The sequence below is a fragment of the Micromonospora sp. LOL_021 genome, assembly GCF_048060215.1.
Classification (GTDB): domain Bacteria; phylum Actinomycetota; class Actinomycetes; order Mycobacteriales; family Micromonosporaceae; genus Micromonospora_E.
This window is the reverse complement of sequence record NZ_JBHMIN010000004.1, coordinates 39,326-59,647: the sequence shown is the minus strand read 5'-3', so window position 1 is coordinate 59,647 and position 20,322 is coordinate 39,326. Positions and strand designations below refer to the sequence as shown.

General features: G+C 70.8%; 19 protein-coding genes. 9 read left to right on the top strand and 10 right to left on the bottom strand.

Going from position 1 to position 20,322, the window contains the following annotated elements; translation table 11 throughout:
- Window positions 1–59: 59 nt before the first annotated feature.
- Window positions 60–1,688 carry a glycosyltransferase family 87 protein gene (locus tag ACFHWT_RS05145; protein ID WP_416593393.1) on the top strand — a complete coding sequence of 543 codons (1,629 nt, stop codon included), beginning with the start codon at window positions 60–62 and terminating at the stop codon, window positions 1,686–1,688.
- On the opposite strand, the gene ACFHWT_RS05140 is transcribed toward ACFHWT_RS05145, so the two are convergent.
- Both ACFHWT_RS05140 and ACFHWT_RS05135 read right to left on the bottom strand, forming a co-directional pair.
- Window positions 1,623–3,608 (bottom strand): hypothetical protein, encoded by a 1,986-nt coding sequence (locus ACFHWT_RS05140; RefSeq protein ID WP_416593392.1) that lies wholly within the window; start codon window positions 3,606–3,608, stop codon window positions 1,623–1,625. The genes ACFHWT_RS05145 and ACFHWT_RS05140 overlap by 66 nt on opposite strands.
- A complete protein-coding gene (locus ACFHWT_RS05135; protein WP_416593391.1) occupies window positions 3,605–4,396 on the bottom strand; it encodes a deoxyribonuclease IV in 792 nt (263 codons plus the stop codon). The genes ACFHWT_RS05140 and ACFHWT_RS05135 overlap by 4 nt, the downstream gene beginning before the upstream one ends.
- Window positions 4,397–4,548: 152 nt before the next feature.
- On the opposite strand from ACFHWT_RS05135, the gene ACFHWT_RS05130 reads away from it, so the two are divergent.
- The 5 genes from ACFHWT_RS05130 to rplI all read left to right on the top strand — a co-directional run bounded on the left by ACFHWT_RS05130 (window position 4,549) and on the right by rplI (window position 6,720).
- A complete protein-coding gene (locus ACFHWT_RS05130) occupies window positions 4,549–4,818 on the top strand; it encodes a hypothetical protein (RefSeq protein WP_416593390.1) in 270 nt (89 codons plus the stop codon).
- Between the two features lie 242 nt (window positions 4,819–5,060).
- Window positions 5,061–5,351: a 30S ribosomal protein S6 gene (gene rpsF / locus ACFHWT_RS05125; protein ID WP_363851323.1), complete on the top strand. Its 291-nt coding sequence runs from the start codon at window positions 5,061–5,063 to the stop codon at window positions 5,349–5,351.
- Window positions 5,352–5,433: 82 nt separating this feature from the next.
- Window positions 5,434–5,973 carry a single-stranded DNA-binding protein gene (locus ACFHWT_RS05120; RefSeq protein ID WP_278172925.1) on the top strand — a complete coding sequence of 180 codons (540 nt, stop codon included), beginning with the start codon at window positions 5,434–5,436 and terminating at the stop codon, window positions 5,971–5,973.
- A gap of 43 nt (window positions 5,974–6,016) precedes the next feature.
- The gene (gene rpsR / locus ACFHWT_RS05115; protein ID WP_091551811.1) at window positions 6,017–6,256 is read left to right on the top strand and encodes a 30S ribosomal protein S18; all 240 of its coding nucleotides are present in this window, start codon (window positions 6,017–6,019) and stop codon (window positions 6,254–6,256) included.
- 14 nt (window positions 6,257–6,270) lie between these two features.
- Complete coding sequence (gene rplI / locus ACFHWT_RS05110) at window positions 6,271–6,720, top strand: 50S ribosomal protein L9 (protein WP_278172926.1); 450 nt, start codon at window positions 6,271–6,273, stop codon at window positions 6,718–6,720.
- A gap of 72 nt (window positions 6,721–6,792) precedes the next feature.
- On the opposite strand, the gene ACFHWT_RS05105 is transcribed toward rplI, so the two are convergent.
- Both ACFHWT_RS05105 and ACFHWT_RS05100 read right to left on the bottom strand, forming a co-directional pair.
- A complete protein-coding gene (locus tag ACFHWT_RS05105; RefSeq protein WP_416593522.1) occupies window positions 6,793–7,983 on the bottom strand; it encodes a hypothetical protein in 1,191 nt (396 codons plus the stop codon).
- Window positions 7,984–8,134: 151 nt separating this feature from the next.
- A complete protein-coding gene (locus ACFHWT_RS05100) occupies window positions 8,135–10,096 on the bottom strand; it encodes a hypothetical protein (RefSeq protein WP_416593389.1) in 1,962 nt (653 codons plus the stop codon).
- A 259-nt stretch (window positions 10,097–10,355) separates the two neighbouring features.
- Here ACFHWT_RS05100 and dnaB point away from each other — a divergent pair, with 259 nt between their 5' ends.
- Window positions 10,356–12,845: a replicative DNA helicase gene (gene dnaB, locus ACFHWT_RS05095; protein ID WP_416593388.1), complete on the top strand. Its 2,490-nt coding sequence runs from the start codon at window positions 10,356–10,358 to the stop codon at window positions 12,843–12,845.
- An 84-nt stretch (window positions 12,846–12,929) separates the two neighbouring features.
- On the opposite strand, the gene ACFHWT_RS05090 is transcribed toward dnaB, so the two are convergent.
- The 6 genes from ACFHWT_RS05090 to ACFHWT_RS05065 form a co-directional block, all read right to left on the bottom strand.
- The gene (locus tag ACFHWT_RS05090) at window positions 12,930–13,298 is read right to left on the bottom strand and encodes a zf-TFIIB domain-containing protein (protein ID WP_278172929.1); all 369 of its coding nucleotides are present in this window, start codon (window positions 13,296–13,298) and stop codon (window positions 12,930–12,932) included.
- Window positions 13,299–13,323: 25 nt separating this feature from the next.
- Window positions 13,324–13,956 carry a phosphoribosyltransferase gene (locus tag ACFHWT_RS05085; protein WP_416593387.1) on the bottom strand — a complete coding sequence of 211 codons (633 nt, stop codon included), beginning with the start codon at window positions 13,954–13,956 and terminating at the stop codon, window positions 13,324–13,326.
- A gap of 98 nt (window positions 13,957–14,054) precedes the next feature.
- A complete protein-coding gene (locus ACFHWT_RS05080; RefSeq protein ID WP_416593386.1) occupies window positions 14,055–14,426 on the bottom strand; it encodes a fluoride efflux transporter FluC in 372 nt (123 codons plus the stop codon).
- 37 nt (window positions 14,427–14,463) lie between these two features.
- Window positions 14,464–14,886 (bottom strand): fluoride efflux transporter FluC, encoded by a 423-nt coding sequence (locus tag ACFHWT_RS05075; RefSeq protein ID WP_416593520.1) that lies wholly within the window; start codon window positions 14,884–14,886, stop codon window positions 14,464–14,466.
- Window positions 14,886–16,211 carry a glycosyltransferase 87 family protein gene (locus tag ACFHWT_RS05070; protein ID WP_416593519.1) on the bottom strand — a complete coding sequence of 442 codons (1,326 nt, stop codon included), beginning with the start codon at window positions 16,209–16,211 and terminating at the stop codon, window positions 14,886–14,888. Before ACFHWT_RS05070 ends, ACFHWT_RS05075 begins: the two co-directional genes overlap by 1 nt.
- 112 nt (window positions 16,212–16,323) lie before the next feature.
- Window positions 16,324–18,858: a putative bifunctional diguanylate cyclase/phosphodiesterase gene (locus tag ACFHWT_RS05065; RefSeq protein WP_416593385.1), complete on the bottom strand. Its 2,535-nt coding sequence runs from the start codon at window positions 18,856–18,858 to the stop codon at window positions 16,324–16,326.
- A gap of 483 nt (window positions 18,859–19,341) precedes the next feature.
- Here ACFHWT_RS05065 and moaC point away from each other — a divergent pair, with 483 nt between their 5' ends.
- Together moaC and ACFHWT_RS05055 are read left to right on the top strand one after the other, a co-directional pair.
- Window positions 19,342–19,833 carry a cyclic pyranopterin monophosphate synthase MoaC gene (gene moaC / locus ACFHWT_RS05060; RefSeq protein ID WP_416593384.1) on the top strand — a complete coding sequence of 164 codons (492 nt, stop codon included), beginning with the start codon at window positions 19,342–19,344 and terminating at the stop codon, window positions 19,831–19,833.
- Entirely contained in the window at window positions 19,830–20,312 is a 483-nt protein-coding gene (locus tag ACFHWT_RS05055) for a MogA/MoaB family molybdenum cofactor biosynthesis protein (protein WP_416593383.1), read from the top strand. Before moaC ends, ACFHWT_RS05055 begins: the two co-directional genes overlap by 4 nt.
- Window positions 20,313–20,322: the final 10 nt, after the last annotated feature.

Sequence of the window (20,322 nt, the reverse complement as noted above, 5' to 3'; positions counted from 1 at the left end):
ACTCGACATGCCGGTCCTGGGCAGACGAAAGCAGGTCGAGTACGGCAGGATGCCTGTTCATGAGCGTGCAGCGGCCGAACGGTATCGATGGAGTTGAGCGGGCCAAGCAACCTGGACCGGCCACCGCAGCCGAGGGCGAGACGGTCGAGCGGCCGCCCGTCGACCACCCGTCGCGCGCTGACCGGTTCGTCCGCGGCCTCTCCGAAGCAATCGGTGGCCCGCTGGGCGGGCACGCCGCCGGGCAGGACCGTGCCGCTGGTCGGCCCGGTCGGTTCTGGACCGCCGCCCGGATCGTCCTCGCCCTGATCTGCCTCAGTCTCGCCGCGCACTGGGTACAGAAGTCGCCCTGCATGGACGGCGCCTGGCAGGACAACATCCAGTACACCCGGTTCTGCTACACCGACGTGCTCGCCCTCTACTACGCCGAGGGGCTCAACGAAGGCAAGGTCCCCTACCTCGACCATCCCGTCGAGTACCCGGTGGTGACCGGCTACTTCATGGGGGCGATCGGGCTGCCGGTGCACGCGCTCGGCACAGACCGACCCGAGCTCAACCAGGCGATGTGGTTCTACAACGCCAACGCCCTGGTGCTCTGCGCGCTGGGGGTGGCCGCCGTGGCGGCGATCCTCGCCCTGCGCCGCCGCCGGCCGTGGGACGCCGCGATGTTCGCCCTCGCCCCTGCGCTGGTGCTGACCGCCACCGTCAACTGGGACATGCTGCCGATCGGGTTCGCGATGTTCGGCCTGTTCGCCTGGGTTCGGCAGCGTCCGCTGCTCGCCGGCGTCCTGCTCGGCATCGGCGGTGCCGCCAAGATGTGGCCGCTGTTCCTGCTCGGACCGATCCTCGTCCTCGGCCTGCGGTCGGGCCGGATCCGGGCCACCGTCACCGCGATCGTCGCGGCGGTCGGCACCGTGGTCGCGGTCAACCTGCCGGTCTACCTCTTCGCCCACGACGGGTGGCGGCGGTTCTTCGAACTCAACTCCGAACGGCCGATCGACTGGGGAACGCTGTGGTACATCGGACGTTACCTGGACGGCAAGTGGGCCGGCGGCGCGCCCGGCAGTCAGGGTCCGTTCCAGTGGCTCGGCGACAACATTCCGACGCTGAACACCCTGTCGTACGTCCTGTTCGGCCTGGCCTGCCTCGGTGTCGGCGCGTTGGCCGTGCTCGCGCCGCGTCGACCCCGGCTGGCCGCGTTGGCCTTCCTGGTGGTCGCCGCGTTCCTCATCTTCAGCAAGGTCTGGTCACAGCAGTTCACCCTGTGGCTGTTGCCGTTGATCGTGCTGGCCCGGCCGCGCTGGGGTGCCTTCCTCGCCTGGCAGGCCGCCGAGGTCGGGTACTTCCTTGCTTTCTACGGGCAGCTGCTCGGCACCGCGACCGGCAGTCAGGTCATTCCCGACGGGGTCTTCGTGCTGGCCGCCACGCTGCGGCTCGGGACAGTGGTGGCGCTGTGCGTGTTCGTGATCCGCGACATCCTTCACCCGGAGCGGGACGTGGTGCGCCGCAACTACTCCGACGACCCGGACGGCGGTGTCTTCGACGGCGCGCCGGACGCCGACTGGGTGGCCAAGGTCCGCCGCTGGTTCAACGACGAACGCGAACCCCGGCCGGCCGCCGGTGGATCACAGTCGGTAGACGACGGTGTCGCCGATGTCGACTCGGTCGATGCCGAGCCCGTCAACCGGTAGGTCGATGGTGGTCTGCCACGGCGTACCGGGCACCTCGTCACGCCGGAGCACCACGATACGCACGCCCAACTCCCGCAGGTACCCGATGCTGGACTGATCGGGGAACGTCCGGGTGATCTCCCGTACCTCGGCCAACTGGTCCGGAGTGAAGCCGCTGCCGCCGTTCACCACCGGCTGGAACCGGGTCGTCGACCAGAGCATCACGTGCTGGTCGAGATTCTGGCTGCTGGGCAGCACCAGGATCGGACCGTCGTCGACCCGCATGATCTGCGGCTGCTCGGGCACCACCGGGTGCGGGGTGACGTTCAGTCCCTCCACCAGGACCAGCAGCAGGGGCAGCAGGGTAGCCAGCCGCAGCAGCGCGCCGGGCCGTTCGGTGACCCGTTGCCGGGCGATGTCGTCGACTCGGCCGACGAACGCCGCCACCGCGCCGGCGGCGAGGATCGCCAGCAGCAGCGTGGTCCACAGCATCATCCGGCCCGGTGTGCGGATTCCGTCCCAGCCGGGTACGTACTCGAAGAGCAGACCGTAGCTGTAGGTGCCGCCGAAGAAGCTGCTGCCCATCGCCAGGATCCCGGTGAGCAGCACCCCGGCGAGCAGCAACAGCCGTTGCCGCCAGGTCCAGATGGACAACACCAGCCCGGCGAGCGCCAGCGCGTACAGCACGAAGCCGGGCAACAGGGTCATCTCCGGGTGCCAGGGCAGTGCCGCGCGGGCATCGGCGTGCCGGTCGCCCCAGATCAGCGACTCCGCCGGCGCGGTGAAGAACCCGGACACCGGCGGCGAGTACGCGGCCAGGTCGGCCATGGTCCGGGCGGCGTTCGGGTGCAGTTCGGCGACCCGGAAGTACGGGATCGCCAGCAGCACCCCGACGGCGGTGAACAGCGCGCCGCCGGCCAGGTCGGTGAGCAGCAGTACGGCTCCGAACGGCTTCCGCTGCGGCCAGAACCAGGTACGCCGGACCAGGTACATGGCCAGCGAGACCAGGCAGGTGACGGCCAGGATGTAGATGAACGGCAGTCCGATGCCGAAACCGAGGCTGACCTGCCATGCTGCGGTCAGCCAGCCGGCCAACGCCCAGCTGACGCTGCGCCGCTGCGGTCGGTAGCCGTACCGGAGCGACCAGCCGTGTCCCCGGGCGAGCATGGCCAGCGCCAACGGGATGCCGCCGTTGGAGACGATGTGCAGGTGCCCGGCCTGGGACAGCAGCCATGGCGCGTACGCGTAGCCGGCCGCACCGACGGCTGCCGCGGTCCGCCCGGCGCCGAGCTGCCGGATCAGCGCGTACGCGCCGAGCGCCGCCAGCGCGTGGGCCAGCACGAAGATGATGTTGTAGCGCAGGACCGCCGCCACCGGCCCGTCTCCGATCATGCCGGCGGGTGCGTAGCCGAGCAGGGTGTCGGAGAAGGCGAAACTCCACGACTGCGGGTAGAAGGTGTTCGACTGCCACAGCTGGGTAGGGTCGGTCAGCAGGATATGCCCGGACCAGGCCATCTGCCAGGCCTGCAAGGTCGGATCCCAGGTGTCCTGGGGGATTGTGTAGAGCGGGTAGCGCAGCGTGGGCCAGGTCATCGCCACCGCGACGACGAGCGCCGCGACGGTGGCCAGGCTCCATTCGTGGATCAGTACCCGGACGACGGCCCGGCGGGCCCGCACCAGCCGACCCGGCCGATGCTCCGGCGCGGGACCGAACGCGGCGAACGGATCGGCAGCCGGCTCGGCCTCCGTTTCCGGCGGGTCGTCGGTCGGCTCGACCTTGGTCTGCGGCGGGTCGTCAATCGTGACCGGCTCGGCCTCCGGCCGACCCACCGTCGTTTCGTCGAGCTGTTGTTCGGTGCCGTTGGTCGATGCCGGGTCGGGGCGGACCGGGTCGGCCGTGCTGGCCCGGTCGCCGTCGGCGGCTGCCCGCTTGCCGGTCATCGGGCCCGATCCTGCTGCCCCAGCCGATCTCGCAGGAAGGCGATGTCCGCAGCCTGGCCGTCGGCGCCACCCGGAGTCTCGACGATGACCGGTGCGTCGGCGGATCGGATCACCGCGACGATCAGTTCCGGGTCGATCATGCCGGCCTGGAGGTTCTCATGGCGGTCCCGGCTGCTGTCGAAGGCGTCCTTGGACCCGTTGGCGTGGATCAGGTCGATCCGGCCGGTGATCGCCTTGACCCGGTCGACGATGCCGAGCAGCTCCTCACCTGCGGCGTGGGCGTGGCAGGTGTCCAGACAGAAACCCGGCCCGAACTCGCCGATCGTGTCCCACAGTCGGGCCAGCGCGTCGAACCGTCGGGCGCAGGCGTTCTCGCCGCCTGCGGTGTTCTCGATCAGCACCGGCACCGGGAATCCGCCCTGGTCCCGTGCGTAGGCAAAGGTCTTGCGCCAGTTGTCGAAACCCACCGCTGCGTCGTCGCCCCGGCTGACGTGGCCGCCGTGCACGATCAGACCCTTCGCCCCTACCTGGCTGGCACCGGTGGCATGGCTCAGCAGGAGCTTGCGACTCGGAATCCGGATCCGGTTGTTCGAGGTGGCGACGTTGATCACGTACGGAGCATGCACGTACCGGTCCACGTCCGAGCTGGTCAGCTGATCCGCGTCGGTGCGTGGCTGCGGGGCCTTCCAGCCCTGCGGGTCGGAGAGGAAGAACTGGACCGCGTCTGCCCGTCGGTCGGCGGCTGCGGTGAGCGGGTCGCTGGGGTCGACGTGTGCTCCGATACGCATGGGCCGAGCCTACGTGGCAAGCCTGACGATCCGGACACCGGCGGTTCGTGCGTCCACCGGTTCGTACCGGTGGACGTGGGCCGGCCGCCCGGCGAGCCGGCCGCGTCACCGTCACCGATCGCGGTCGTTGCTCCCGGTAGAGAACCGGCTCGGTGTCTCCGCCGATCGGCGGAGACACCGAGGTCTTCGTCCTCGTCTTCGTGCCGGGACCGGCGCCACCGTTCGTGCTGGGAGAGGACGTGCCGATCGAACTGTCGCTCGCGGAGGGCGTGGCGGCCCCCTGGCTCGCCGGTCTGACCGGACAAGATCATCCAATCGGACTATTAGCGCTCCTTGCGCTAATTGCTGTGATTGGCGTGTCTGTAGCAGCAATAAGGGTTATAGTTGTGCAACACGGGCAGAAGTTCAAACACCTGCCCTGACCAGCGCACAACTGCACAGGCTCCGCGGGGCGCCTCACGTCCAACCTCGTCGGTGTGGTCGTTCCTCCCCAGGTCCCACCCAAAGAATGCGGACAGGGGGCGCCCCGCGGCTGGTGCGCTCAGCCGGCTATCCTTGTCCGGTTGCGCTGGCGTCAGTTGCCTGACTGGTCGTCGGCGTCACGACGCTGGACCTCCTGCCACGGAAGGACCGTGGCCGTCAGCCCACAGGAGGTGAGTACGTCTTGCGTCATTACGAGATCATGGTCATCCTCGACCCCAGCCTCGAGGAGCGCACGGTCGCGCCCTCGCTCGACACGTACCTCAACGTGATCCGCACCGCCGGAGGCTCGGTCGAGAAGCTCGACGTCTGGGGCCGCCGTCGCCTCTCCTTCGAGATCAACAAGAAGGCGGAAGGCATCTACGCGGTCATCGACCTGCAGGCCACCCCGGATGCTGTCGCCGAGCTGGACCGCCAGCTGCGACTCAACGAGTCGGTGCTGCGCACCAAGGTCATTCGGCCGGAGACGCGCTGACCGCGTCCCACCGGTCCACCCGACAGCCCTCGTCGGTCCTGTCACACGGCTCTGGCAGCCTGGTGACGAGGACGTTGACCGAGTGCGCGAGGAGATGGTCATGGCAGGAGATACCACCATTACGGTCATCGGCAACCTGACCGATGACCCTGAGTTGCGCTTTACCCCGTCGGGAGCGGCGGTCGCCAAGTTCCGGGTGGCCTCCACCCCCCGGTACATGGACCGAGCCTCCGGCGAGTGGAAGGACGGCGAGCCGCTCTTCCTGTCCTGCACGGTGTGGCGCCAGGCGGCGGAGCACGTCGCCGAGTCGCTCCAGCGGGGTGCCCGGGTGATCGTCTCGGGTCGGCTGCGGCAGCGGTCGTACGAGACCCGTGAGGGCGAGAAGCGGACCGTCATCGAGTTGGAAGTCGACGAGATCGGCCCGTCGCTGCGGTACGCCACGGCGAAGGTGCAGAAGATGTCCCGCTCCGGCTCCGGCGGCGGAGGCTTCGGCGGCTCCGGCGGCGGAGGCAACCAGGGCGGCGGCTTCGACGACCCATGGGCCACGGCCGCGCCGGCTGCGCCGGCCGCCTCGTCCGCCCGTTCGGGCGGCGGGAACTTCGACGAGGAACCTCCATTCTGATATGGCTTCCAACGCCCGCGATCGCAAACCAGGAGCACGAGCAATGGCCAAGGCTGCGGCACTTCGCAAGCCGAAGAAGAAGGTGAACCCGCTCGACAAGGACGGGATCACCTACATCGATTACAAGGACACCGCGCTGCTGCGCAAGTTCATCTCCGACCGGGGCAAGATCCGTGCCCGGCGGGTGACCGGAGTGACCTCCCAGCAGCAGCGACAGATCGCCCGTGCGGTCAAGAACGCCCGCGAGATGGCGCTCCTGCCGTACACCACGACGGCCCGCTGAGCGGAGGCACCGATATGAAGATCATCCTCACGCAGGAGGTGTCTGGGCTCGGTTCCCCCGGGGACATCGTCGAGGTGAAGGACGGCTACGGCCGTAACTACCTGCTGCCCCAGGGGTTCGCGATCTCCTGGACCAAGGGTGCCGAAAAGCAGGTCACCTCGATCAAGCGGGCCCGTTCCGCCCGGGAGATCCGCGACCTTGGGCACGCCAACGAGGTCAAGGGTCAGCTGGAGAGCCTGAAGGTCACCCTGACCGCCCGGGCCGGTGAAGGCGGTCGACTGTTCGGCTCGGTCACCCCGGCCGAGGTCGTCGACGCCGTCCGTACCGCTGGCGGTCCGGCCCTGGACCGGCGGCGGCTGGAGCTGCCCGGCCACATCAAGTCGGTCGGCACCTACCCGGTGAAGGTCAAGCTGCACCCGGACGTCACCGCCAAGTTCGACCTCAGCGTGCTGCAGGCCAGGTAGCTCCGGGCCGGCACGGCGAGCGAGACATCCGGCTCAGGGGTCACATCAGACGGTGTGGCCCCTGAACCAGGCTCAGCGCAGCGTGCTGTCGACGACGACCGGATCCCCGGACCCGAGGTAGAAGATGCCCGGGTAGCCGGCGGTGGCGAAACCGTGACTGGTGTTGCGGCGCAGCACCGAGTCGGTCAGTTCGAGCGTGCCGGACCGGTCGTTGCTGACGAAGAAGATGGCCCCGCCACCTTCCCGTGCCTCGTTGTCGGCGATGACGGTGCCGGCGATCGAGACGGTGAACCGGTTGCCGTCGGCGTAGATCGCCCCACCACTACCGCCGCCCGGTGTGCCGGGCTTGGCCGGATTCGCACCGTTTCCGACTGCCGAGTTGTGCGTCAGTACGCTGTTCAGCACGATCCACGAGACACCGATGCTGCTCAACGCACCGCCGTTGGCACACGCCCCACCGTCGCCGGGTGCCCCGCCGAAGGTGCTCTGCACCACGTACACCGGCTGGTCCTGCCACTGGTCCAGCACCCGAATCGCCGCGCCCCCGAGATCCGGTCCGGTCGGGTCGCACCGGTTACCGACGAATCGGGAGTTGACCACCCGGAACTGGCCACCCCGGACGAAAATCGCGCCACCGCCACCACCGTCGACCTGCTCACCGGTGGAATCGCCGTCGGCAAAGGTCAGGTTCTGTACGACCAGTTCGGGATGGTCCTGATCATTGCAGTGCGAGGTCGTCCAGCCCTGCGCTTCGTCACAGGTGTTCATGTACAGGATTCGTCGTCTACCACCACCGCTGAGCGTGACCAGCCCACCACCGTCCAGCACCACCTGTCGACTCGCCGCGTTGCGGACCTTCGCCGTCCGGTCCATCGTGATCACCACCGGTTCCGGCCCGCAGGCGAAGGTGATGATCCCGCCGGCTGCGACCGCCGCGACGACCGCCTGGGAGGTGCAACTGGCCGGCGTACCGTCGCCGATCGTGCGGGTCGGCCGGCTGGTGTCCACCGCGCGGGCCCGCGCCGGCACCTGAGCTCGTCCATCCGGGTTGCCGGCCGCCGGACCGGCCGCCGTCGTCCGGTCGGGAGCCTCCGGCGGCACCGGGGCCGCGCCCAGCCCGGCCGCGCCGGACGGTGGTGGTGTGCCGTCCGACGGGACAGCGGCCGGCGCGGTGGTAGCGGACGACGCCCCAGGCTGCGCCCCACTGGGAGGAGGACCGTCACCGACCGCCGAGCCGTCGCCGGCCGCGCCGCACCCGGTCACCAGCCCGGTCACCAGCCCGGCGAGCAGCGGCCCAACCACGGTCAGGTTGATCCTTCGGCTGCGGCTGAACACTGGTCGATCCTAGGAGCACGGCACCCGCGACGAACAGCACGAACAGTCGGGGATCCGGGGCCGCCCGGTAGGTCCGGCGTCAACCGATCGGCTGGCCGGTGATTGCGCTGGCGAGCACGGTCGACATGCCGCCGCCGATCACTGCCGACGCCAGGCCGACACTTGAGGCGCGCCACGTGCCGCTGACCCACCTGATCGACACCGCCAGGACCAGCGAGATCATCAGCGCGTACGCGAAGTCCGGCGCGGCGGCCAGCAGCGAGTTGATCGCCTGCGCCCGAGCGGAGAGGCAGTCGCCGTCCACCCCGAGGACGCAGTCGGTGGTCGCCGGGGTGCCGTCCAGGGTGAGGCTCCAGATCAGAAACGCCACCACCGGCAGGGCGTACCAGGCAGCCGTGTACAGCAGCGACGACAAGTAGCCGCCCTGGTCGGCGTCGATCAGTTCGTCGTCGATCCGGTACGTCAGCCGACGCTGAGACGGCGGCTCGTACCTCGGCCGTGGTCGTTGCTCGGGCAGCACCCGGGAGCGGGGCGCGCTCGGCAGGGCGATCGGTGACCGGGGTGCCGAAGCCGGCGTCTCCACCCACCTTGGGTCGTCCGCGGCCAGCCGGGTTCCCGACCAGAAGGTGCCTTCCCGGCCCGGCTCGACCTGCGGCCACGGGTCGACCGGCGGAAGGACGTCGTCGACATCGCCGACCTCGGCCGCGCGTCTCTTGCGTGCCCCGGTGCGGCTACCGGCCGGCCAGCTCTCCGGATCGTCGCCCCGGTGCCACTGATCGGTCTGGTCGCCGATCTCGCGCCAGCTGTCGACCGGTTCCGGGCGGTACGCCCTGCGGCTGCGCTCCCCAGCCCGGCGGGTGGGCGGCTGCGCCGGGCCCGCGCCGATCGCCCGCGGCGAGGACGCGGTACGCGGCCAGGTGCCGGTCTCGTCAGTGAACTCCCGCCGGGGCGGGTCGATCTCGCGACGGGCCGGCCGGTCCCATCGCCCGGCCTGGTCAGGCTCTCGCGGCCACCCGCCGGTGCGCTCGGTGGCCCGGGACCATTCGCTGGTGTAGTCGGCACCCCGGGACCATTCGCTGGTGTGGTCCGTCGCGCCGGACCATCCGCTGGTGGGGTCGGAACGCCTCGACCACTGGCCGGTGTGGTCCGATCCACCGGACCACCCGCTGGCGGGCTCGTCGTCGCGTAACCACTGTGCCGCGTGGTCGTCGTCGAGGCGACGCCGGATGTCGTCGCGGTCGCGCCGTCGGCGACCGGGCCGGTCAGCATCGGACGGCTGGCCGGCACGACGAGACGACCGACGGCTGCGGCCGCCGTACCCCTCCAGGTCACCGGGGTCACCCAAATCACTGGGCGCTGCCGACCACCGAGCCGGCGCGGTCGACCAGGTCGCGGGTGGCGCAGTGGCTGGACCGTCCGGGTCGAGCGGACCAGCGCCCGACACCGGCCCGGCACGGCTTCCCGGCGGTTCGCGCCGCCAGCCCGCCGGATCGCCGGACACCGGGCTGCCGGAGATCGGGTTCCCGGAGATGGGGCTACCTGAGATAGGGCTGCCCGAGATAGGGTCCTCGGCCGCGCGGCGCCGGCCCGGTGCCCGCCGGGGCCGGTCCCAGGCGGGGGCGTCCATCTCAGGCCCGGCCGCTGGCAGCGCCGGACGGGCACGGGACCGGCGGCTCCGTACCGGCTGTTCGGGGATCTGCCACGATTCGTCGCGGTGCCGCCCGGCCCGGCCAGCCGGCGGATCCCGGTGGATCGGCTCACCCGCTGGCGGCGTCGGGCCGGCGGGCAGCGCCCACCGGCCCGACGCCGGGCTGCCCCGGTCTGCCTGGTGCCGGGCACCGTCGCGCTGGTCCTCGTCGCGGCCACGTCGGTCCTCGTAGCGGCGCCGGCCGCGGGGCGCCGCGTCATCCTCGGCCGGGTCGTAGCGCCGTGACCGACGAGAGCGTGGAGCCGGGTCGGCATCGGTGTCGTCGGGCCACCGGGCAGCCGACCGCCGCTCGCGTGGAGGGCGGTCGCCGTACTCCCAGTCCCGGTAGTCCACCGCCGGAGCCTCGCCCCTTCGCTATCGAGCCGTGATCGGCTGGGCCGGCGAATCAGTTCCCGCCCGATAGTAGCCGGTAGCCCGGTGGGCAGCCCGGCGCAGATTTTTGTCCACCGGCTGTGGATCGCGAAGTCCCAGCTCAGCGGGTATCTCTTCGGGTTGGCGGCGAGTTTTCCACAGGCTGTGCACAAGGTTGTGCACAGCCTGTGCCCTCCTGTCCACAGCTTGTCCAGAGGTTCATCCACCGCCGTGTTTGGGCATGCCGCCGCAAGTCCGTATCGTTTCCCGGAGCCCTCCCACGCCGATGCGACGTCCCCCGGTCGCCCGGTCCCTGGTGGGCCCGACCGCAGGTCGTCGACGACGCACGAGCAGACGATGTCGTACCCGCGCAGTTCGCGGCAGTGATGTAGTGAAGGGGGGTGCCCGGATGTCCATCACGGACGACCTGCAGACCGAGCCCCGGCCACCGACCCGCCCGTCCGGCCCGCCCGGCCCGCCGGCCAAGCCACCCGGTCCACCCACCGGCGGTGAGCCCTTCGACCGCACGCCACCCCAGGACGTCGCCGCTGAGCAGTGCGTCCTCGGCGGAATGCTGCTCTCCAAGGACGCCATCGCCGACGTCGTGGAGATCCTCAAACCGAACGACTTCTACCGCCCGATCCACGCCACGGTCTTCGACGCGGTGCTGGACCTGTACGGGCGAGGCGAGCCGGCGGACGCCATCACCGTCTCCGCCGCGCTCGCCAACTCGGGTGACCTCGGCCGGATCGGCGGCGCGCCGTACCTGCACACCCTGATCGCGAGCGTGCCCACCGCGGCCAACGCCTCCTACTACGCCAGAATCGTGGCCGAGCGCGCGGTGCTGCGCCGCATCGTCGAGGCCGGCACCAAGATCGTGCAGCTCGGGTACGGTTCGGCCGCCGGCGGCGGCCGGGACATCGACGACGTCGTCGACCTTGCCCAGCAGGCGGTATACGACGTCACGGAACGGCGGGTCAGCGAGGACTTCGCGGTCCTGGCCGACATGCTGCAGCCGACCCTCGACGAGATCGAGGCGGTCGGTGCCCAGGCCGGCATGATGACCGGGGTGCCCACCGGGTTCACCGACCTGGACCGGTTGCTCAACGGGCTGCACCCCGGGCAGTTGATCATCGTCGCCGGCCGGCCCGGCCTCGGCAAGGCGCTGGCGCTGGACACCCCGCTGCCCACCCCGACCGGCTGGACCACGATGGGTGAGGTCGTGGTCGGTGACCGACTACTCGACGCCGCCGGTCGACCCACCACGGTCGTCGGCACCTCTGCCGTCCTGCTCGGCGGACGGTCCTTCCGGGTCGAGTTCTCCGACGGCTCGGCCATCGTCGCCGACGGCGATCACCTCTGGCAGGTGACGCACCGGCCCGCCGTGCCGGCACCGGCAGCGGCCACCGCGGCGCTGGCCGCTGTCGCCCCGGCACCGGCCGGCCGGTCCGGGCCACGACCGGCCCAGTCCGCACCTGCACGGTCCACCCAGGTACTGACCACCGAAGAGATCCTGGAGCTACTCGACCGGTCACCGGCGGAGCACCTCGACGTCACCGTCACGAACTGCCGTGCCTTGGTGCTGCCCGACCGCGACGACCTGCCGGTGCCGCCGTACCAGTTGGGGGTCGATCTTGCCGGTGGTGACCCGGCTGCCGACCACCGCCAGGTCGACCGGCGGATCCCGGACGCGTACCTGCGGAGTTCCGAGCGGCAGCGGCGGGCGCTGCTGGCCGGTCTGTTGGACACCGCCGGCACCCGCAACCCGGGCGGGCTGGACGAGTACCGGACCACTTCGCGTCCGATGGTCGAGACGGTACGCGAGTTGGTGGCGAGCCTCGGGCTGCACTGCACGGTGTCGGCGGCCACCGTCCAGGGCCGGATGACCTCGCCATCCACCGTCTACACGGTGACCATCCACACCGACGACGACCAGCAGCGACGGATCACCTCGGTCCGACCGGTCCGGAGCGTGCCGGTGCGCTGCGTCACGGTGGACAACCCCGATCACCTGTATCTCGCCGGCCGGACGATGATCCCGACGCACAACTCGACCGCGTCGATGGACTTCGCCCGCAACGCGGCGATCCGGGCCGGCCATGCCAGCGCGATCTTCTCGCTGGAGATGAGCAAGGTGGAGATCGTCATGCGGCTGCTCTCCGCCGAGGCGAAGGTGCCGTTGCACGTCCTGCGCTCCGGTCAGCTATCCGACGACGACTGGACGAAGCTGGCCCGGCGGATGGGCGAGATCAGTGAGGCACCGCTCTTCGTCGACGACACGCCCAACATGAACCTGATGGAGATCAGGGCCAAGGCGCGGCGGCTACGGCAGCGGCACGACCTGAAGATGATCGTCGTCGACTACCTGCAGCTGATGACCTCACCGAAACGCACCGAGAGCCGTCAGCAGGAGGTCGCGGACCTGTCTCGTGGGCTCAAGCTGCTGGCCAAGGAGGTCGAGTGCCCGGTGATCGCGGTCAGCCAGCTGAACCGTGGCCCTGAGCAGCGTACCGACAAGCGGCCGCAACTATCCGATTTGCGCGAGTCGGGGTCAATCGAGCAGGACGCGGACGTGGTCATTCTGTTGCACCGAGATGACTACTACGACAAGGAGTCGCCCAGGGCGGGCGAGGCCGACTTCATTGTCGCCAAGCACCGTAACGGGCCGACCGACACGGTGACCGTCGCCGCCCAGCTGCACCTCTCCCGGTTCGTCGACATGGCGATCTGAGCGACCATGCCAGGACGGCCGTCCGCTCCGGGTAGCGTGGCGGCCCGGACCACCGCAGAGTTCCGGACCGCCGGGGGCACAGGCTCAGTCGAAGAGCTGGTTGAGGAAGCTTTTCTGCCGCTTGTGCCGGTAGTGCCCGTGGTAGCCGTGGTGCCCGTAGGCGGGAGCCGGCGGGTAGGCCGGGGCCGGCGGCGGGTAGCCGGGCTGGTGGTGCGTCGGCGGGGGTGGCGGAGGCGGCGGGTATCCGCCGGCCGGGCTTGGCGCCGGGCGGGGCGGTTGACCGGGCTGCTGGCCGCCGGCACCACCGTTCCAGGCTGCCTCCGCGTCCAGCAGGCGCTCCAGCTCGCCCCGATCCAGGAAAATGCCGCGACACTCGGTGCACTGGTCGACGGTAATTCCACTGCGCTCGTACTGCCGCATGGCGCCGTGACACTTGGGACAGTTCATCTGCATGACTCGACGGTACCGGCTGGGATCCTCACCTGCCGACTGGCAACGCGGTGACCTCGTCGTCGGACACCTGGTGGAAATCCTGGTAGTAACAACCGACGGCGCGAAAGTCCGTTGGCCGCAGCGGGCAGACGACCTCGTCTACCACGTCTTGGAGCGTGCCGATGGCCTCGGCCGAGCCGACCGGCACCGCCAGCACCACCCGGTCCGCGCCGAGGCTTCGACTCACCGTGACCGCCGCTCGGGCCGACGCGCCGGTGGCCAGCCCGTCGTCGACCAGGACGGCGGTCCGGCCACGTAGGTCCAGCGGCGGCCGGTCGCCTCGGAACAGCCGCTCGCGGCGGCGCAACTCGGTGGTCTCCTCGGTGGTGATCTGGGCGATCTGTCCCGGGTCGAGCTGGTCGGCGATTTCCCGGTTCAGCACCCGCACCCCGCCCGGCCCGATCGCGCCGAAGGCGACTTCGGCCGCCGACGGCAGACCGAGTTTGCGGATGACCAGCACGTCGTACGCCACGTCGAGCTGGTCGGCGACCACCGCCGCGACCGGTGCCCCGCCCCGCAACAGTCCGAGGACGACGACGTCCGGTCGCCCCCGCAGCTGCGCCAACTGCCCGGCCAACTGCTCCCCGGCGTCGCGGCGGTCCCGGTATTCCATCTCCATGTCCTCAAGGTGTACGCCGTTTCCCGCCCGCCCGCCGCGCGGTCGGCGGATTCCACACCGACGGTCGCGGGTCACCCTTTCCGCACCGACGGTCGCGGTCACCCTGCCAGGACGTCGCCGGCCAGGCGGCCGACCAGCAGCGCGGCGAATCCGGCCAGCAGGGTGCCGGTGGCGTAGCCGGCGGCCGTCCAGCGATCCCGCGCGGAGCCGCCGGACAACTGGACCACCTCGTAGGCGAACGTCGAGTACGTGGTCAGCGCGCCGCAGAGGCCGGTGGCGAGCAGCCGGGCCAGCCAGCCGGCACCGGCCAGTCCGGCACCGGCGAGCAGGCCGATCAGCGCGGCCCCGGCCAGGTTGACCAGGAAGGTGCCCCAGAAGCTGGGCCGACCGAGTCCCACCACGACCCGGTCGGTGAGGTAGCGACCCAGCGCGCCGACCGCCCCGCCGCACATCACCAGGAGCAGACTCATCCTGTACCTCCCGAATTTTCCGGATGATCGGGGCGGGTCACCGGACCCGCCGCGCGATCCGGTCGGCGAGCGGTCGGGCCGTCGCACCGCCGAGCCAGACCGCGACCAGCGCGCTCGCCAGGGTGCCGAGCGCGTAGCCTGCGGCCAGCCAGGGCCGTCCGGCGGCGAACAGGTCGGCGACCTCCAGGGTCTGGACCGAGAAGGTGGTGAAGCCGCCGAGTACGCCCGCACCGAGGAACGGCCGGAGCAGCCGGTGCGGCCGGGGCACGGCGGTGACCACCCGCATCAGGACACCGATCAACGCGCATCCGACGAGGTTGGTGACCAGGGTCGGCCAGGGCAGTCCACCTTCGGCCGGGCCCGGCCAGCCGGCGGCGATGCCGTAGCGGGCGGCCGCCCCGGCCGCGCCGCCGACAGCCACCGCGGTGAGGACTGCCGGTGCCGCCGACCCCCGGGGCATCACCGGTCGGGCCGGTACGCCGGCACCAGCCCGTCACGGCCCGGCGCGAACGCCTGCGGCTGTGCCTCGGCGACCCGGAGCACGGGGACCCAGCTGAACAGGGCGACCGGGTAGAGCAGATAGCCAAACCGGGTCGACGGCAGCAGCAGCGTCGCGGCCAGCAGGCCGAGGCCGCAGATCAGCGCCGCCGTGGCGGCGGTCCGCGGCGGCCGGCGGATCAGCCGCACCGCGATGGCGAGCCCGGCGAGCAGCAGCAACCCGCCGGCGACGATCCGTCCGCCGGGCAACCAGGTGGCGATCAGCATGCCGGGCAGCGGCGAGGCGGCCGGGCTGGAGACCATGCCGGCACCGAGTGGGAAGCCGAGCACGTTGTGGATCAGCGCGGCGTGGTCGACCACCGCCACCGGCAGCAGGGCGAGCAGCGGCAGGGTGATCCCACCGGCCGCGACCCGGCCCACGACCCGTCGACCACGGGTGGCGGCGTGGCAGAGCAGCACCAGCAGGATCGGCCAGGCGAACAGCTTGAGCGCGGCCGCCGCGCCGATGGCCGTCCCGGCGGACGCGTACCGGCCGCTGGCGCAGAGCACCAGGGCGAGCAGGGCGAGGGCCAGCACCGGCAGGTCGTCGCCGCCGGTGCTCATGGCCAGCGCGGCGATCGGCAGTACGGTGCCGAGCTGAGCGGCGCGCACGAGTACCCGATCGCCGGCCGGGCCGGCCCGGCGGCGGGCCAGGGTGAGGGCCGCGGCCAGGGCGGCGAGGGTGGCGACGGCGAACCAGACCCGGGCGTCGGTCCACCAACCGGTGCCGGCCAGCGCCCGGGGCAGCCCGAAGATTGCCATCCCAGGCTGGTACGGCAGGTAGCCGAGCAGCCGTTCGTCCGCCGGCAGCGCCGCGATCTGCTGTTCGGACAGGTACGGGCTGCCGTCGGCGAGTAGCCGGGAGGCACCGCCGTCGTCAACCACGACTACCTCTTCCTGGGCCCGGTCGGTGCGTCCATTGGCCCGCTGCTCGGCCTGCAGGACCAGGGGCACCGCGACCACCGCAGCCCAGGTGATCCCGGTCAGCCACGCGCGGGCGGCACCGCCGGTCAGCCGCTGATGGGCCGGGGCGCCACCGGTCAGCCGCTGGTGGGCCGTGGCGCGCCGGACGACGAGTTGGCCGACCACGACGGCGGCGGCCGCCGCGTATCCGACGACCGCGACGGCTCCCCAGGCTCGGTGCGGGGCGAGCGTGGAGGCGACTGCGGTGACCGCCGCGAAGACTGCGGAGAGCAGATAGAGGGTCAGGTCGCCGACGAGGCCGTCGGCGCCCCGGTCCAGTTGCATCCAGCGGCGGGCGGCGGCGGCCCACCACCGCCGGGCCGGGTCAGCCGGGCGGCGCTGGCGAGCTGCGGGTCCGGCCGCCGTGACGGTCACGCCGGCAAGTCTGACAGAACGGTCAGGCTGGCAGGTGCGGTACCTTCTCGTTCCGGTGCCGTTGGCCGGCCCGGCGGGTCTGGTCGATCCGGACCACGGCGCCTTCGTCGTGCAGTGGGTTGGCCAGGCTGCCGGGTCGGCCGCCGGAACCGCACTGCAGCGCGGTGAGCAGCCGGTGGGCCGGCATCGGCCGGGCGAACAGGTGTCCCTGGCCGGCGGTGCAGCCGATCGTCCACAGCGCGCGGCGCTGTGGCTCGCTCTCCACCCCCTCGGCGACGACGGCCAAGCCGAGGCTGCGGCCGAGGTCGACGGTCGACCGGATGACGGCGACCGCCTCAGAGGAGGTCTCCATGCTCATCACGAACGAACGCGCGATCTTGAGCTCGTGCACCGGAACCCGGGACAGCATGGACAGCGACGAGTAGCCGGTGCCGAATTCGTCCAAGGCGAGCCGTACCCCGGCGTCGCGGAGCTGGCCGAGCACCTGGTCGACCACTTCGAGTTGGCTGAGGGTGAGAGTCTCGGTCAGCTCCAGGATGAGTCGGTCGGGCGGGACGTCGTGGGCCTGCAACCGAGCCAGTACGGCACCGGGGAACCGCCGGTCGAGCAGGCTGCGCGGGGACAGGTTGACCGCCACCGGCAGCGTGAAGCCGGCTTCGTGCCAGGTGGCGGCGGCGATCAGGGACTGCTCCAGGACCGCGTCGGCGAAGGCGGGGAGTAGACCGGATCGTTCGACGGTCTCCAGGAAGCGCTTCGGGTCGAGACGGCCCCGGTCGGGGTGCTGCCAGCGGGCGAGCGCCTCGGCAGCGATCACCTCCCCGGTGCCGAGGTCGACGATCGGTTGGAAGTCGACGTTGAACTCGTGCTGGGCGACCGCCCGACGCAGGTCTCCGCCGAGCGCCAGCCGGCCGACGTCGGCGGTGTCCCGGCTGCGGGCGTAGACGGCGGTCCGGCCGCCGGATCGCTTCGCCTGGTACATCGCCACGTCGGCGCGGCGCAGCAGTTCGGCCATTCCACCGCTGCCCGGTGCGACGGCGATGCCGCCACTGGCCTCGACGTTTATCCGCATGCCGTCGAGTTCCATCGGTTCGCAGATCGCGGTGAGTAGCGCGTCCGCGCGGTGCGCGGCGATCGCGGGAGCCGGCAGTGTGGTCAGCAGTACGGCGAACTCATCGCCGCCGAGCCGGGCCACCAGGTCACCGGGCTGTACGTTCGCGGACAGCCGCCGGGCGACCTGGATCAGCACCTTGTCGCCGGCGCCGTGGCCGAGCGTGTCGTTGATCTCCTTGAAATGGTTGAGGTCGACGAGGAGCAGCGCGGTGATCCCGCCGGTGCGCCGTCGGCCGAGCAGGTCGGAGCCGTGCTCTATCAGCCGGCGCCGGTTCGCCAGCCCGGTGAGTTCGTCCTGTGCGGCTTCGCGGGCGTGTCGCTCGGCGACCTGGTTCAGCTGCCGGTAGAGCGAGGCGTTGCGGACCGCCGTGCACAGTGCGGACGCGAAGGTACGCAGCGTGTAGCGCTCCCGGTCGGAGAACTTGACCGGGCCGGTCAGGCAGAGCCGCAGGGTGCCTACGCTGAGGGTGCTGCCCGGACCGGCGAGCGGTACGGCGATCACGGTCCGCATGTGCGGGGTGGGGGCGCTGCCGGTGGGGCCGTCGTACTGCACACCGTCGCTGTTGCCTTGGACCAGCCGGGCAGGTTCGTTGAGCTCGACCTCGACCCGGTCGGTGGAGAACAGGTCGGCTGCCTGCACCACCGCGATGGACAGCACCGCGTCGAGGTCGACGACGTTGAGCGCGTCGGTGGCCCGGGCGAGCCGCTGCCAGGCCTGCTGGTCGTCGCGGGCCCTGGCATGTCCGGCGTAGGCCAGGTGGATGCAGAGCACTACGGGTGGGATCGTCACCAGCAGCCACTGGTCCGCCTTGAGGATCAGCAGGATGGCGACGATCAGCGGGAACCGGATCACCGCGCTGGAGATTCTAACTCCGAGATTGTGCCGAAAAATGGCACATAGCCTGGTTCCGGTGGCGCGGGCGATGACCGGGATGGTGAGTACCTCGTCGAGCACGACCGCTACGACATAGGCGGTGACGAGTGGCCCGAAGAACGCCGTGCTGTAGATCGCCAGCTCCGGATCCCAGTTCAGCGTGTGCAGGACGGCACCAGCGGCGGCGGCGACGAGCATGTTCTTCGCGACGGCGAAAGTCGCCTTTATCCGGGCCATCCGTTGCACGATCATCGCGAGGCCGACGCCCAGGCCGGTGCAGAGCACCACCAGGGTGGCGGGTGCCACCGCGAGTCCGACCAGGATGGCGACTTCACTCCAGGCGATGGCGTGGGCCGTCGACCGGATACGGACGAACCATTTGACGGTGACCCCGACCGCGGCGAGGAAGACCAAGGCGGCGACGAGCGCCAGTTCGTCGGCAGTGCTGTCCAGCGACCCGGCGACGAGGTAGAGCGACGAGACGCCGACGGCCACCGCACAAACGGCGACGAGACCGACGAGCAGCACCAGCTGCCGATCGGTCTCGTTGTCGCGTCGAACCGTGCGGGTCACACCCGTTCCTGATCTTGTTGCGCTGCGTGGCCCGCAGAACTACTGCTCGTCATCGGTAGACGACAGTATCAGTACCATTCGTTGCTGCGCATGGTCTTCCCCTCCACTCGATTGGGCAGTTGGTGCTGCCGGCTCTTGCTGACAGGAGAACCATAGAGTTGCGATATGCCACTTGCATACGGATAAATGTCCATATGCGCACGATTAGTGAAGATGGCGGCGCTTTGTCACCGTTGGTTATTGATCGCCGACGGAATGCACTCGAACAGGTTCGCTCATAACCTTATGGTTTCCTTAGGCGTGCACGATTTGGGGCTGTAGTAGGTATCCGCGAAGGTGATCCGGGAAGTGCGGGTCGGTGGAGAAGTGGAAGGTGACATCCGGGCCGGCAGGGTCGCCGGTACAACCGGCCTGATGCCAACTCTGCCGCCAACCGTGGCGGTCGAGCCAGGGCCGACTGGTCTGCTCGATAGGCTCGTTCAGGTGACCGAGGTACCGAACCTGACCCATGTCGATGAGACCGGCGCCGCGCGGATGGTGGACGTCACCGCCAAGCCGCCGAGCGTCCGCCGTGCCGTGGCAGCGGGACGACTGCGTACCACCGGCGAGGTCGTCGAACTGCTGCGCCGCGACGGCCTGCCCAAGGGCGACGCGCTGGCCGTCGCCCGGATCGCCGGCATCATGGGCGCCAAGCGCACCCCCGACCTGATCCCGCTGTGCCACCCGATCGCCCTGCACGGTGTGGTCGTCGACCTGGCGCTGACCGCGGACTCCATCGAGATCACTGCCACGGTGCGGACCGCCGACCGGACCGGTGTCGAGATGGAGGCCCTCACCTCGGTCGCCACCGCCGGGCTGACCCTGATCGACATGATCAAGGCGGTCGACCCGGCCGCGTCGCTGGACGACGTCCGGGTGCTGTCCAAGGAAGGCGGCAAGACCGGCGACTGGCAGCGTCCGGCGGACCGGTCGTGAGCCCGTACGCCCGGGTGGTGGTCGCCTCCAACCGCGCCGCCGCCGGTGTCTACTCCGACACCAGCGGTCCGCTGCTGGTGTCCGGCCTGCGTGACCTCGGCTGCCGGGTCGACGACCCGTTGGTGGTCGCCGACGGCGAACCGGTCACGCAGGCGCTGCGCCGGGCGGTGGCCGACGGGGTGCAGCTGGTCGTCACCAGCGGCGGTACCGGGATCACCCCTACCGACCGCACCCCGGAGGCGACCCGCTCGGTGCTCGACTACGAGATCCCGGGGATCGCCGAGGCGATCCGGGCGGTCAGCCGGTCGGCGGTGCCGACCGCCGCGCTGTCCCGGGGCATTGCCGGGGTCGCCGGTCGTACGTTGATCGTCAACCTGCCCGGCTCCACCGGCGGTGCCCGCGACGGCCTGGCCGTGCTCGGGCCGATCCTGCGCCACGCGCTCGACCAGCTGGCCGGCGGCGACCACCCCCGCGCCTGATACCACCGCA

Coding starts and splice junctions, on each gene's coding strand:
- dnaB (WP_416593388.1), top strand. CDS start 10,356: ATGCCGCCGCAAGTCCGTATCGTTTCCCGGAGCCCTCCCACGCCGATG.
- ACFHWT_RS05070 (WP_416593519.1), bottom strand. CDS start 16,211: ATGCAACTGGACCGGGGCGCCGACGGCCTCGTCGGCGACCTGACCCTC.
- rplI (WP_278172926.1), top strand. CDS start 6,271: ATGAAGATCATCCTCACGCAGGAGGTGTCTGGGCTCGGTTCCCCCGGG.
- ACFHWT_RS05080 (WP_416593386.1), bottom strand. CDS start 14,426: ATGAGTCTGCTCCTGGTGATGTGCGGCGGGGCGGTCGGCGCGCTGGGT.
- ACFHWT_RS05075 (WP_416593520.1), bottom strand. CDS start 14,886: ATGCCCCGGGGGTCGGCGGCACCGGCAGTCCTCACCGCGGTGGCTGTC.
- ACFHWT_RS05145 (WP_416593393.1), top strand. CDS start 60: ATGAGCGTGCAGCGGCCGAACGGTATCGATGGAGTTGAGCGGGCCAAG.
- rpsR (WP_091551811.1), top strand. CDS start 6,017: ATGGCCAAGGCTGCGGCACTTCGCAAGCCGAAGAAGAAGGTGAACCCG.
- ACFHWT_RS05085 (WP_416593387.1), bottom strand. CDS start 13,956: ATGGAGATGGAATACCGGGACCGCCGCGACGCCGGGGAGCAGTTGGCC.
- ACFHWT_RS05090 (WP_278172929.1), bottom strand. CDS start 13,298: ATGCAGATGAACTGTCCCAAGTGTCACGGCGCCATGCGGCAGTACGAG.
- ACFHWT_RS05135 (WP_416593391.1), bottom strand. CDS start 4,396: ATGCGTATCGGAGCACACGTCGACCCCAGCGACCCGCTCACCGCAGCC.
- ACFHWT_RS05140 (WP_416593392.1), bottom strand. CDS start 3,608: ATGACCGGCAAGCGGGCAGCCGCCGACGGCGACCGGGCCAGCACGGCC.